Consider the following 12,096-nt stretch of genomic DNA (forward strand, 5'->3'; position numbering starts at 1 on the left):
CGCAGGCACAGGTAGTTCAGCCAAGTGCCCGTCGGCAGGGGAGAAACCGTGGGGCTCATCCCGAAAAGTCAGTCGCCGCTTATAGGCGTCGACATCAGTTCGACTGCGGTAAAGCTCTTGCAGCTTTCACGCAGCGGCAACCGCTATCGCGTGGAACATTACGCGGTCGAACCCTTGCCACCGAATGCGGTGGTCGAGAAGAACATCGTCGAAGTGGAGGCGGTGGGCGAAGCGATTCGCCGCGCCGTCAACCGCTCCGGCACCAAGGTCAAGAACGCAGCCGCGGCGGTGGCCGGATCGGCGGTGATCACCAAGATCATCCCCATGCCGGCCGAGCTGGACGAGAACGACATGGAAGCCCAGGTCGAGCTCGAAGCGGTCAACTACATCCCGTACCCGATCGAGGAAGTAAACCTCGACTTCGAAGTGCTCGGCGCCATGCCCAGCAATCCGGAGATGGTGCAGGTGCTGCTGGCAGCCTCGCGTTCCGAGAACGTCGAGTTGCGCGAATCGGCGCTGGAGCTGGGCGGACTGACGGCCAAGGTGATGGACGTGGAGGCCTTCGCGATCGAAAACGCCTTCGCCCTGATCGCCGACGAGCTGCCGGTGGGGCGTGACGGCGTGGTCGCCCTGGTCGACATCGGTGCGACCATGACTACGCTCAACGTCCTGCGCGGTGGACGCAGCCTGTACAGCCGCGAACAGGTGTTCGGCGGCAAGCAGCTGACCGACGAAGTCATGCGCCGCTATGGCCTGACCTACGAGGAGGCTGGCCAGGCCAAGCGCCAGGGCGGCCTGCCCGAGACCTACGAGGTCGAGGTGCTGGAGCCGTTCAAGGAAGCCACCGTCCAGCAGATCAGCCGCCTCCTGCAGTTCTTCTATGCCGGCAGTGAGTTCAATCGCGTCGACCAGGTGGTCCTGGCCGGCGGCTGCGCCTCCATCGCCGGCCTGCCCGAGATGGTCGAAGAGCAGTTGGGCGTGCCGACACAGGTCGCCAATCCGCTGGCGCAGATGACCCTCGGTCCGCGCGTGCAGGCGCAGGCACTGGCCCAGGACGCTCCGGCACTGATGATCGCCACCGGCCTGGCCCTGAGGAGCTTCGACTGATGGCACGGATCAATCTTCTGCCGTGGCGTGCCGAACGCCGCAAGCAGCGCCAGCGCGAGTTCCAGGGAATGCTCGGACTGGCCGCATTGGCCGGCGTGCTGCTCTCGTTCCTGGTCTGGTTCTATTACGACCGCCAGATCAGTGGCCAGCAGGATCGCAACCAGTTCCTCCAGGCCGAGATCGCCAAGGTCCAGAAGCAGAACGAAGAGATCAAGGAGCTCGATGCCAAGAAGGATCGGCTGCTGGCGCGCAAGAAGGTCATCGAGGAGCTGCAGGCCAACCGCTCGCAGATGGTGCACCTGTTCGACTCGCTGGTGCGCACGATCCCCGACGGCGTGGCCCTGGGTTCGATCAAGCAGGAAGGGGACATCCTCACCCTGCAGGGCAGCGCCCAGTCCAACGCCCGGGTGAGTGCCTACATGCGCAACCTCGAGGTCTCGGGCTGGATGACCAAGCCGGACCTGTCGATCATCGAGGTCAAGAAGGACGAGAAGTCGGCGTCGACGCCGGTGCCGACCAGTGCCAGCCGGACGCTGCCTTACACCTTCAGCCTGAAGGTGCAACTGGCCAACCCGAATGCGGCCATTGCCGAGGGCATGGAGCCGGCGGTGATCGATCCAGCCGCTGCCGAGGCGGCCCCGGGTGCAGCGGAGGCCGCGAACACCACCCCGTCGCCTGCCGTCGCACCGCCCGCCGCGGCACCACCGGCCGCTACGCCGCAGCCCGAGGCCACCGTGCCGTCCAAGACTGAACAAACGCAACCGGCCGCGCAGACCGAGGGGAGGCCGGCGTCATGAGCACGAAGAAGAAGTTCAACGTCAGCGACCTGGATTTCAACAACATCGGTGGCTGGCCGCAGCAGGCTAAAGTCGTCTTCTGCGTGCTGCTGGCGCTGTTCATCCTGATCATGGCCTACCTTGTGCTGATCCGCGGCAAGGTCGAGGAGCTCACTGGGCTCGAGGGCAAGGAGTCCAGCCTGCGCGCGGAATTCGAACGCGAACAGGGCAAGGCCGCCAACCTGGAGCCGCTGCGCCAGCAGCTGGCACAGATGGAGCAGGTCCTGCAGCAGATGCTGCGGCAGCTGCCGAGCAAGACCGAGATGCCTGACCTGATCATCGACATCTCGCAGACCGCGCTGTCCAGCGGCCTGGCCAACGAGCTGTTCCAGCCGGGACCGGAAACGCCGAAGGAGTTCTACGCCGAGAAGCCGATCGCCCTGCGCATGGTAGGCAACTACCATCAGTTCGGTGCCTTCGTCAGTGGCGTGGCTTCCCTGCCGCGCGTGGTGATCCTGACCATGCACGATATCCAGCTGCAGCCCAAGGATGGCAAGGCCATCACCCGCGGCGGCGCACTGGAACTGTCCGGCACGGTGAAGACCTATCGTTATCTGGATGAACTGGAAATCGCCGAGCAGGAGAAGACCACTCAGGCCGGCTCCGGCGACAACAACGCAGCGACGGGAGGCGGCGCATGAGCATGGACCGTAACCGCGCGCTGGGATTGCGCTGGCTGGCTGCCGCACTGTTGGTCCTTGCGCTCGGAGCGTGTGGTCGCAGCGTGACCAGCACGCCGGGCGAGGCGCCGAATCTGGAAAAATGGGTGGCTGACGTGCGTGCGCGCCCGGCTCCGCCGCTCGATCCGCTGCCGGTGATGCAGCAGTTCGAAACCTTCGAGTACGCGGCGCAGGATCTGCGCGATCCGTTCAGCGATGCCTGGAGCAACCCGGACGGGGGCTCGGGTCTGCGCCCCGATCCGAACCGGCGCAAGGAACCGCTCGAACAGTATCCGCTGGACAGTCTGGACATGGTGGGCACCATCGGTGCCGGTGGTGGCCTGATTGCACTGGTGATGGCACCGGACCGGGTGACCCATCGCATTCGCCCGGGGGCTTACCTGGGGCAGAGCGATGGTCGGGTGACCTCGGTGCGGGAAGACAAGATCGAACTGGTTGAACTGGTGCCCGATGGTGCGGGCGGCTGGCTGGAACGTCCGGCCTCCATCGCGCTCGAAGATCAATGATTAGGGGATAGCACGATGACCTTTTCCAATGCCCAGAGCCTGCGCACCCAGCGGCGCCCGGCGATTATCCGGGCCTGCGGCCTGGGGCTCGCGCTTGCCCTGTCCGCACCCTGCCTCACGGCAACTGCGGCCACGCCGCAGGCCGGCGCGGCGGCGGCCGCCAAATCCAAGGTGTCGCAGATCGACTTCAAGCGCGGGGATGGTGGCGCTGGCCGCCTGATCCTGCGCTTCGACGGCGACGGAGCGGCACCGGACCTGCGCAACCAGGACGGCAGCGTGGTCGTGGACGTCGCCAACGCGAGCCTGCCCGCCGAACTGCAGCGGCCGCTCAACGTGACCGACTTCGCCACCCCGGTGCAGCGCATCGACGCCAAGTCCTATGCCGGTGGCACGCAGCTTGTGCTCAGCACGCGCGGCGACTACGAGTCGCTGGCCTACCAGACCGGCAACGAGTACGTCGTGGAGATATCCCCGCGTGCGAGCGTCGCGGCAGTCGGTGCGGTGAGCGGGTCTGCGGTGGCAGGCGTCAACGCCCGGATCGCCAAGCAGGGTTACTCGGGTCGCCCGGTGACCTTCAACTTCCAGGACGTGCCGGTACGCACCGTCCTGCAGCTGATCGCCGAGGAGTCCAACCTCAACATCGTGGCGTCCGACACGGTGACGGGCAATGTGACCCTGCGCCTGGTCAACGTGCCGTGGGACCAGGCCATGGACATCGTCCTGCGCGCCAAGGGCCTGGACAAGCGCCGTGATGGCAGCGTGATCTGGGTCGCGCCGCAACCGGAACTGGCCGCGTTCGAGAAGGCCAAGGAAGACGCGCGCATCGACCTGGAGAACCGCGTCGACCTGGTGACCGATTACATCCAGATCAACTACCACAACGCAGCGGCGATCTTCAAAGCGCTGACCGAGGCCAAGGGTATCGGCAACCAGAGCGGTGGCGGAGGTGGCGGTGGTGGCAACGACCAGGAGAACGGTTTCCTTTCGCCGCGCGGTCGTATCGTCGCCGACGAACGCACCAACACGCTGATGATCAGCGACATCCCGAAGAAGGTCGCGCAGATGCGCGAGCTGATCAGCGTGATCGACCGTCCGGTCGACCAGGTGCTGATCGAAAGCCGTATCGTCATTGCGACGGACACCTTCGCCCGCGACCTGGGCGCCCGATTTGGCGTGCAGGGCCGCGAGATCGGCAACAACACGCGGGTGATAAGCGGCTCGCTCGAGAACAACGTCGACATCATCCAGGATGGCACCTACAACATCCCGGGCGGCCTGAACTTCGACCTGCCGGCGACCACCGCCAGCGGCATGAACGTCGGTGCCTTGGCCTACACCCTGCTCGGCGCCAACTTCGCCATCGACATCGAACTGTCGGCGCTGCAGCAGGAAGGTCGCGGCGAAGTGCTGTCGAATCCGCGCGTCGTCACTTCCAACCAGCGCGAGGCGATCATCCGCCAGGGCCGTGAAGTGGGCTATGTGACGTTGACCGGCGGCGGCAATCAGGCGTTCCCGACGCCGACCGTGGAGTTCAAGGACGTCGTTCTTGAGCTGAAGGTCACTCCGACCATCACCAGCGATGACCGCGTGTTCATGGTCGTGCACGTGACCAAGGACGAGGTGCTGCGCTACATCGATACCAGCATCGGCCAGGTGCCCGAGATCGCCACGCGCGAGATCAACACCGCGGTGCTGGTCGACGATGGCCAGACCGTGGTGATCGGTGGCGTGTACGAGTTCACCGATGCCAACAGCGTCGCCAAGGTGCCGTTCCTGGGCAACGTGCCGTTCCTCGGCGCCTTCTTCAAGAAGACCAGCCGGACCAAGGACAAGGCCGAGCTGCTGATCTTCCTGACCCCCAAGGTCATGCGGGTCGAGAAGCGCGCCTGAACCTGGCGGCAGGAATGGAATGAAGCGACGGGGCCTGCGGGCCCCGTCCGCTTTTGGGGCGTTCATGCCCGGCGGGAACTTGGCGCCGGCACATCGGTCAGAATGCGGCCATGGATACCCAGCCCCCCACGCCTGACGCCGGCGACCTGCATGCCGCCTTCCTTTCCCTGCGCGAGAAGCTCGCCGCGACCATCGTCGGGCAGTCCGCGCTGGTAGAGCGCCTGCTGATCGCGCTGCTCGCCGACGGCCACCTGCTGGTGGAAGGCGCACCGGGCCTGGCCAAGACCACGGCCATTCGCACCCTGGCCGCCCATCTGGAGGCTGACTTCGCGCGCGTCCAGTTCACGCCGGACCTGTTGCCGGCCGACCTGACCGGCACCGAAGTCTGGCGCCCGCAGGAAGGACGCTTCGAGTTCCAGCCCGGCCCGGTGTTCCATCCCCTGCTGCTGGCGGACGAGATCAACCGCGCGCCCGCCAAGGTCCAGTCGGCACTGCTGGAGGCGATGGGCGAGCGCCAGGTGACGGTCGGCCGCCATACCTACGCGTTGCCACCGCTGTTCCTGGTCATGGCCACGCAGAATCCGATCGAGCAGGAGGGCACGTTCCCGTTGCCAGAGGCCCAGCTCGACCGCTTCCTCATGCATGTGCGGATCGGGTATCCGGATGCCGGCATGGAGGCGGAAATCCTGCGGCTGGCCCGCGAACGCGCACGCGAGTCGATGCACGTACCCGCCGCGCCCATCGAGCGCATGCCGCAGGCCCAGGTATTCGCTGCCCGCGAGCAGGTCCTCGACCAGCACCTTGCGCCGGCACTGGAGCGCTACCTGATCGAACTGGTGCTCGCATCCCGTGAAGCCGGACGCTACGACGCCGCGCTTGGCCGACGCATCGCCTGGGGTGCGAGTCCGCGCGGTTCGATCGCGCTCGAGCGCTGCGCCCGCGCCCGCGCCTGGCTTGCCGGCCGCGACTACGTGACCCCGGAGGATGTGCGCGCGGTGGCGCCCGACGTGTTGCGCCACCGGGTCCTGCCCAGTTACGAGGCCTTGGCCGAGGGCTGGGACGGCGATCGCCTGGTCGCAGCGCTGATGGAACGGGTTCCGCCGCCGTGAGCGCGGCGGGCCCGGTACCGGCCGTGGTCGATGCCGCGGGTCAGGGCATCGTGCCGACCGTTGCCGAACTGGTCGCGCTGCGTGCCGAGGCGCAGCGCACGCCACAGCCGCGACGCGGGCGTCATGGCGTGCATGGACCGGCGCCGTCGGCGCTGCGTGGCCGTGGCATGGAATACGCGGAATCGCGGGAGTATGTCGCCGGTGACGACGTGCGGCGCATGGACTGGCGCCTGACCGCCCGCAGCGGGCGCGCCCATACCAAGCTGTTCCAGGCCGAGCGCGAGCGCCTGACCCTGCTGGTGGCCGATACCGCGCCGGCCCTCTACTTCGGCACCCGCGTTCGCTTCAAGTCGGTCCAGGCCGCGCGTGCCGGTGCGGTGGCGGTGTGGACCGCGCTGCAGGCGGGCGACCGCATCGCCGCGCTGCGCGGGGGCGAGCCGGCGATTCCGCCAGCCACCGGCCTGCGCGGCGCGATGCGCGTGCTCGATGCGCTTGCGCGCTGGTATGCGCGGCCGCCGCAGGACGACGCTGGCCTGGAGGTGGCACTGGAGCACGCCCAGCGCCTGCTGCGTCCCGGTGCACAACTGCTGGTGCTGGCCGACGCGGCCAGCGCGTCACGCGTGCCGGCGCTGCGCTGGACCGCGCTGGCGCGGCACCACCAGGCCACCTTGGTGCTGCTGCAGGATCCACTGGAGACTTCGCCGCCGCGCGGCGAGTTCGCATTCCGCGCTGGATTGCGCCGCTTGCAGGTGGCACTGGATCGGGCCGCCGTTCGCGGGCGCTGGCACCAGGCCTTCGTCGAACCCGCGCAGGAATTGTCCCGTACCCTGCCGGGGCTGGGCTGGCAGGTGCGCTGCCTGTCGAGCGATGCCGCATCGGGGGACTGGCTGCGGCCTCGTGATGCAGGGATGGCCGGGTCCGGCCAGGAAGCCACTCCATTGTCCGCGGACGGGTGAGGGAGGGCGCGCATGGATCCCACCCGCCTGCCGCTGCGTGACGTGCACCTGCCGCCGTCGCCCTCCTGGTGGCCGTTGGCCCCGGGCTGGTGGCTGCTTGCGGCTGCGATCGCGCTTCCCTTCATCGCTTGGCTGGGTTGGCGAACCTGGAGGATGCTGCGACGCCGGCGCTGGGAGCGCTGGTTCGATGCCGCTACAGCGAAGGAAAGTCATCCCGAGCGCGTGGCCGCGATTTCGGAACTGCTGCGCCGCGCGGCGCGGCGCCGCCAGGCAGGGGCCGAGCTGCTGGAAGGCGAAGCCTGGCTGCACTTCCTCGACGGCGCGCGCGGCCATGCGTTCAGCGATGGCGCGGGGCGCCTGCTGCTCGATGGGGCGTTCCGGGCGCAGCTGGAACCGGGCGCTGTCGCCGCTGCCAATGCGCTCGCGCGCACGCGCTTCCTGGAACTGATGGAAGGGCGTCGATGAGCGCATGGTGGACGGCATGGCAGGAGGGCTTCGCCGGTTTCGCCTGGCCATGGGCATGGGCTGCGTTGCCGTTGCCGCTGCTTGCACACCTGCTGCTGCCGCCGCGGCGCAGCAGCGTGCAGGCGTTGCGTGTGCCCTGGGGTGCGCGCCTGGACGGTGTCGCCAGCGTCGATGGCGTCCGGCTGCATAGCGCCTGGCTGTTGCCCGCGCTGGCGTGGATCCTGCTGTGCGCGTCCGCCGCGCGGCCGCAGCAGCTCGGCCAGGCGCAGACGCCACCGCGCGAGGCGCGGCAGATGCTGCTGGCGGTGGACCTGTCCGGCAGCATGAGCGAGACCGACATGGAGCTCGGCGGGCAGGTCGTCGATCGCCTGACCGCGGCCAAGTCGGTGATCGCCGATTTCCTGCAGCGCCGTGCCGGCGACCGCGTCGGCCTGCTTGTGTTCGGGCAACGTGCGTACATGCTCACCCCGCTGACCCTGGATCGCGATTCGGTACGCCTGCAATTGCGCGACAGCGTCGCGGGCCTGGCCGGGCGCGAAACCGCGCTGGGGGACGCGATCGGTTTGGCGGTCAAGCGCCTGCGCGAGCAGCCCGAAGGCCAGCGCGTGCTCATCCTGCTTACCGACGGCGTCAACACCGCCGGCGTGCTTGATCCGCTCAAGGCGGCCGAACTTGCCAAGGCCGAAGGCGTGCGCGTGCATACCATCGCCTTCGGTGGCAGCGGCGCAGGCTTTTCCCTGTTCGGCGTCCCGGTGCCGATCCAGGGTGGCGAGGAAGTGGACGAGGCCACGTTGCGCCAGGTTGCGGAGGCGACGGGTGGCCGCTTTTTCCGCGCGCGTGACACCGGCCAGCTTGCAGGCATCTATTCCGAACTCGACCGGCTGGAACCCGTGGAAGTGGCGGCCGCGCCGGTAAGGCCACGGATCGAACGCTATCCCTGGCCGTTGGGCATGGCGCTGGTGCTGGTGATCGTCGCCTGGCCGCTGTCGCGGATCGCGCCACGCTGGAGTCGCACATGAGTGCCTGGCTGAGCGCCTCGTTGCCGGAGTGGCTTGCGCTGCCTGCCGTGCACTTCCAGCGACCGCTGTGGCTGTGGGCGCTGTTGGCACTGCCGTTGTTGTGGTGGTTGTGGCGCGCACGGCGGCGACAAGGCTGGCGGGATGCGGTGGACCCGCACCTGCTCGTGCACCTGCTCGAACCCGGACAGGGGCGCGCCGGATGGCGCCTCGCTGGACTGTCGCTGGCGTTCGCGCTGGCGGGCGTGGCCCTGGCCGGGCCGGGATGGCGCCAGGAGGAGAGGCCGCAATGGGAGACCCGCGCGCCGCTGGTGATCGCACTGGACCTGTCCTCTTCGAGCCTTACCCCCGACCTTGCGCCGACACGACTGGCGCAGGCGCGGGCCAAGATCGCTACGCTGCTGGGCGAACGTGAAGGGGGCGAAGTGGGCCTGGTCGCCTGGGCGGAAGATGCCTATACGGTCGCACCGCTCACCACCGACGCCGGCAACATCGCCCTGTTCCTGGACACGTTGGCGCCGGACGTGATGCCGGTCGACGGCCGCCGGCCCGAGCGCGCGATCACCCATGCGGCGAGCCTGCTGCACCAGGCCGGTTTCGAGCGCGGCGACATCCTGCTGGTGACCGGCGAAGTCGACGCGGCCGCGCAGAACATCGCCGCGGCGGTGGCCGCGCAGGGATACCGAATTTCGGCGCTCGGACTGGGCTCCGCCGCTGGTGCGATGTACCGGGACCGCGGCGGTGCGATGCAGCCTGCGCGCCTGGACGAAGCCGGCTTGCGTGCGCTGGCCGGCGCCGGCGGGGGGCGCTACGCGAAGTTGAGCGTGGATGACGCGGACCTGCGCGCGCTGGGCGTGCTGGAACCTGCTGCGGCCGCGGCGCTGGAGCGTGCGGGCGGTGGCCAGCGCGTGTGGCTCGACCAGGGCTACTGGCTGCTGCTGCCGCTGTTGCTGTTGGGTGCGCTGGCATTCCGTCGCGGTGCCGGCGTCCTGGCCGCGTTGCCGCTGGCGCTGCTGCTGTCGCTGCCCGCGCCTGCGCACGCCGCGGACGGTGGCGCGGGCGGCTGGTGGCGTCGCGACGACCAGCAGGCGCAGAAGCGCATCGAACAGGGCGTCGATGCCTACCGGCAGGGTGATTTCGCCGCCGCCGGCGACGCCTTTTCCGAGGCGGACGCGCGCGGTGCCGATGCGCACTACAACCTCGGCAATGCCCTGGCGCGACAGGGGCGCTACGACGACGCGATCGCCGCCTACGACCGCGCGCTCAAGCAGTCGCCCGGCATGGAGGACGCGGTCGCCAACCGGCGCGTGGTCGAGTCCGCGCGTCGACAGCAGCCGCCACAGGGCAATCAAGGGCAGCAGGGGCAGCAAGGCCAGAACAGCCAGAAGGATTCGAAGCAGAACCAGCAGGGCGACGGGCAACCGGGGCAGGACGCTTCGCCTTCGCAGCAGAAAGCCGACCCGTCGCAGCAATCCCCCCAGGGCGACGGGCAATCGTCGCCGGCCGATGAGCCGCCTCCACCGAAGGCAGGGGACGCGAAGGCGGACCAGCGCCAGGAGCAGGCCGACCGCGAGCAGCGCGAGCGCATGCAGCAGGCGTTGCAGCAGGGCCAGGGCAAGGAGCCGACGCAGGCACCGCCATCACGCCCGGCCCAGGAGGATGCACAGGCACGCGAACAGCGACAGGCGCGGGAGGCGTGGCTGCGGCGTGTTCCGGACGATCCGGGCGGGCTGCTGCGCGCCAAGTTCCGGCTCGAGTACGAGCGACGCCAGCAGGAGGGCAGATGAGCGGCCGCACGCAATCAGCGCAACGCGCCGCCCCGACGGGATCGAACGCCGCGTTGTCGAACCGCTGGTCGCGTATGGTCCGTGTCGCGCAGGCCCTGGTGGCGGCCTGCGCTTTCGCCGTGCCCGGAGCGCATGCGGAAACCCGTGCCTGGCTCGATCGTGGCAGCGTGACGCAGGGTGAGGCGGTCACCCTCAACATCGAAACCGACCAGCGTGGAGTGGCGCCCGATTACACCCCGCTGCAGGACGACTTCTCGCTCGGCCCGCCGTACCGCAGCGCGGCCTGGGGGCAGGACCGCACGCTCTTCGGAGTGGCGCTGACGCCGCGCCGTGCGGGCAGGTTGCAGGTGCCGGCGCTGCAGGTCGGCGCCGAGCGCACTGCGCCGCTCGCGCTGGATGCCTCGATGGCCCAAGCCCCGGTGGCGCGCGGCGACGTGTTCCTCGAATCGCGGGTGGACGATCCATCCCCCTACGTGCAGCAGAGCGTGGGCCTGACCCTGCGCCTGTATTACGCGACCCCGCTGCTTTCGGGCGAACTCACCCAGGATCCACCCGCGGGCACCGCGCTGCAGCGCGTCGGCGATGACGTGCAGAGCAGTCGCCAGATCGGCGGGCGTCGCTACCAGGTGGTCGAGCGGCGCTACCTGCTCGTGCCCGAACGCAGCGGCCCGCTGGCGTTGCCACCGGCGCGCTTTCGTGGACAGGGTGCCGGCGGTTTCTTCGACGACCTGTTCGGCAACGGCCGCAACCTGTCGGCGGAAAGCCCCGCGCAGACCCTGCAGGTGCGCGCGCAACCCGATGCGGCACCGCAGCCCTGGCTGCCTTTGCGCGAACTGCGCCTGCGCTACCTGGCCGCGCCTGACGGTGCGCGCACTGGCGAAGCGGTGGAGATCGCGGTGGAAGCCGTCGCGCAGGGTGCCACGTCGGCGCAGTTCCCCGAGATCCCGGTCCCGCAGGTGGAGGGTGCGCAGGTGTTTGCCGAACGCGCCGAGACTACCGAACGCTTCGTCGATGGCGGTCCGCAGTTGACCGCGGTACGCCGCTTCTCGGTGGTGCCGCTGCGCCCGGGTCCGCTGCGCGTGGCCGGGCCACGGATGGACTGGTGGGACACCACGGCTGGCCAGGCCAGGGTGGCGACCTTGCCGGACCTGCAACTGGATGTGGCCGTGGGCGCGGATGCCGGCGCTGCGGCACCGGCGGCGGGCCAGGCGGCGGCACCTGCCGGCGTGGCTGTACCGGTCGATGCCGCAGGCGCGGACGCCGTGCCGATGGCACGGCCCGCGTGGCTCTGGCTGGCACTGGTCTTCGCAGCGCTATGGCTCGCCACGCTGGCCTGGATGTTGTGGTCGCGGCGACGCGCCACGCATCAGGGTGCGGCGCGCCACCACGCGCCCGCTTCGTCCTCGACGATCACCACGCGACCGACCCTGCCGGACCTGCGCCGTGCGCTGGACACCGGCGGCTTCGACGAAGCGGTGCGCATGCTGCAGCACATGGCATCGCCGCCGGCATCCGGCCTGGATGAAGTGATCGGGCGCCTGGACGATCCGGCGCAGCGTGAGTCGCTGGACGCGATGCGGCGCGCATTGTGGGCCGGCGAGGGCGAGCCGGCACGGGCGCGAGCCGCTTTGCGCTCCGCTTTCCGGGAAGGTCCGCGCTGGAAGATGTCCGCGCCGGACGCAATCGCACCGCTGCCGCCGCTGTATCCCCCGCGCTGAGTGCCTTGGCCGGTTTGCTAAGCTGC

11 protein-coding genes are annotated in these 12,096 nt (G+C 69.2%); all 11 read left to right on the forward strand.

Annotated elements, in window-relative coordinates; genetic code table 11:
* Positions 1-48 precede the first annotated feature (48 nt).
* The 11 genes from CSC65_RS13930 (at position 49) to CSC65_RS13980 (ending at position 12,070) form a co-directional block, all read left to right on the forward strand.
* Complete coding sequence (locus tag CSC65_RS13930) at positions 49-1,107, forward strand: pilus assembly protein PilM (RefSeq protein WP_162411189.1); 1,059 nt, start codon at positions 49-51, stop codon at positions 1,105-1,107.
* Positions 1,107-1,904 carry a PilN domain-containing protein gene (locus CSC65_RS13935; RefSeq protein ID WP_162411190.1) on the forward strand — a complete coding sequence of 266 codons (798 nt, stop codon included), beginning with the start codon at positions 1,107-1,109 and terminating at the stop codon, positions 1,902-1,904. Before CSC65_RS13930 ends, CSC65_RS13935 begins: the two co-directional genes overlap by 1 nt.
* The gene (locus tag CSC65_RS13940) at positions 1,901-2,584 is read left to right on the forward strand and encodes a type IV pilus inner membrane component PilO (RefSeq protein ID WP_162411191.1); all 684 of its coding nucleotides are present in this window, start codon (positions 1,901-1,903) and stop codon (positions 2,582-2,584) included. Before CSC65_RS13935 ends, CSC65_RS13940 begins: the two co-directional genes overlap by 4 nt.
* A 2-nt stretch (positions 2,585-2,586) precedes the next feature.
* A complete protein-coding gene (locus CSC65_RS13945) occupies positions 2,587-3,129 on the forward strand; it encodes a pilus assembly protein PilP (RefSeq protein WP_162411251.1) in 543 nt (180 codons plus the stop codon).
* Between the two features lie 15 nt (positions 3,130-3,144).
* Complete coding sequence (locus tag CSC65_RS13950; RefSeq protein ID WP_162411192.1) at positions 3,145-5,019, forward strand: type IV pilus secretin PilQ; 1,875 nt, start codon at positions 3,145-3,147, stop codon at positions 5,017-5,019.
* 110 nt (positions 5,020-5,129) lie between these two features.
* Positions 5,130-6,128: an AAA family ATPase gene (locus CSC65_RS13955; RefSeq protein ID WP_162411193.1), complete on the forward strand. Its 999-nt coding sequence runs from the start codon at positions 5,130-5,132 to the stop codon at positions 6,126-6,128.
* Positions 6,125-7,084 carry a DUF58 domain-containing protein gene (locus CSC65_RS13960; RefSeq protein ID WP_162411194.1) on the forward strand — a complete coding sequence of 320 codons (960 nt, stop codon included), beginning with the start codon at positions 6,125-6,127 and terminating at the stop codon, positions 7,082-7,084. Before CSC65_RS13955 ends, CSC65_RS13960 begins: the two co-directional genes overlap by 4 nt.
* A gap of 12 nt (positions 7,085-7,096) precedes the next feature.
* Entirely contained in the window at positions 7,097-7,549 is a 453-nt protein-coding gene (locus tag CSC65_RS13965; RefSeq protein ID WP_162411195.1) for a DUF4381 domain-containing protein, read from the forward strand.
* Positions 7,546-8,568, forward strand: coding sequence for a vWA domain-containing protein (locus CSC65_RS13970; RefSeq protein ID WP_162411196.1), 1,023 nt, complete (start codon positions 7,546-7,548; stop codon positions 8,566-8,568). Before CSC65_RS13965 ends, CSC65_RS13970 begins: the two co-directional genes overlap by 4 nt.
* Positions 8,565-10,352, forward strand: coding sequence for a tetratricopeptide repeat protein (locus tag CSC65_RS13975; protein WP_162411197.1), 1,788 nt, complete (start codon positions 8,565-8,567; stop codon positions 10,350-10,352). The genes CSC65_RS13970 and CSC65_RS13975 overlap by 4 nt, the downstream gene beginning before the upstream one ends.
* Before the next feature lie 74 nt (positions 10,353-10,426).
* On the forward strand, positions 10,427-12,070 hold the full coding sequence (locus CSC65_RS13980; RefSeq protein WP_162411252.1) for a BatD family protein: 1,644 nt from the start codon (positions 10,427-10,429) through the stop codon (positions 12,068-12,070).
* Positions 12,071-12,096 lie beyond the last annotated feature (26 nt).

Source organism: Pseudoxanthomonas daejeonensis (assembly GCF_010093205.1).
GTDB lineage: Bacteria > Pseudomonadota > Gammaproteobacteria > Xanthomonadales > Xanthomonadaceae > Pseudoxanthomonas > Pseudoxanthomonas daejeonensis.

Excerpts from the sequence above, each read along its gene's own strand:
- CSC65_RS13970 (WP_162411196.1), top strand. The coding sequence starts at position 7,546 with ATGAGCGCATGGTGGACGGCATGGCAGGAGGGCTTCGCCGGTTTCGCC.
- CSC65_RS13935 (WP_162411190.1), top strand. The coding sequence starts at position 1,107 with ATGGCACGGATCAATCTTCTGCCGTGGCGTGCCGAACGCCGCAAGCAG.
- CSC65_RS13945 (WP_162411251.1), top strand. The coding sequence starts at position 2,587 with ATGGACCGTAACCGCGCGCTGGGATTGCGCTGGCTGGCTGCCGCACTG.
- CSC65_RS13950 (WP_162411192.1), top strand. The coding sequence starts at position 3,145 with ATGACCTTTTCCAATGCCCAGAGCCTGCGCACCCAGCGGCGCCCGGCG.
- CSC65_RS13975 (WP_162411197.1), top strand. The coding sequence starts at position 8,565 with ATGAGTGCCTGGCTGAGCGCCTCGTTGCCGGAGTGGCTTGCGCTGCCT.
- CSC65_RS13965 (WP_162411195.1), top strand. The coding sequence starts at position 7,097 with ATGGATCCCACCCGCCTGCCGCTGCGTGACGTGCACCTGCCGCCGTCG.
- CSC65_RS13940 (WP_162411191.1), top strand. The coding sequence starts at position 1,901 with ATGAGCACGAAGAAGAAGTTCAACGTCAGCGACCTGGATTTCAACAAC.
- CSC65_RS13980 (WP_162411252.1), top strand. The coding sequence starts at position 10,427 with ATGGTCCGTGTCGCGCAGGCCCTGGTGGCGGCCTGCGCTTTCGCCGTG.
- CSC65_RS13955 (WP_162411193.1), top strand. The coding sequence starts at position 5,130 with ATGGATACCCAGCCCCCCACGCCTGACGCCGGCGACCTGCATGCCGCC.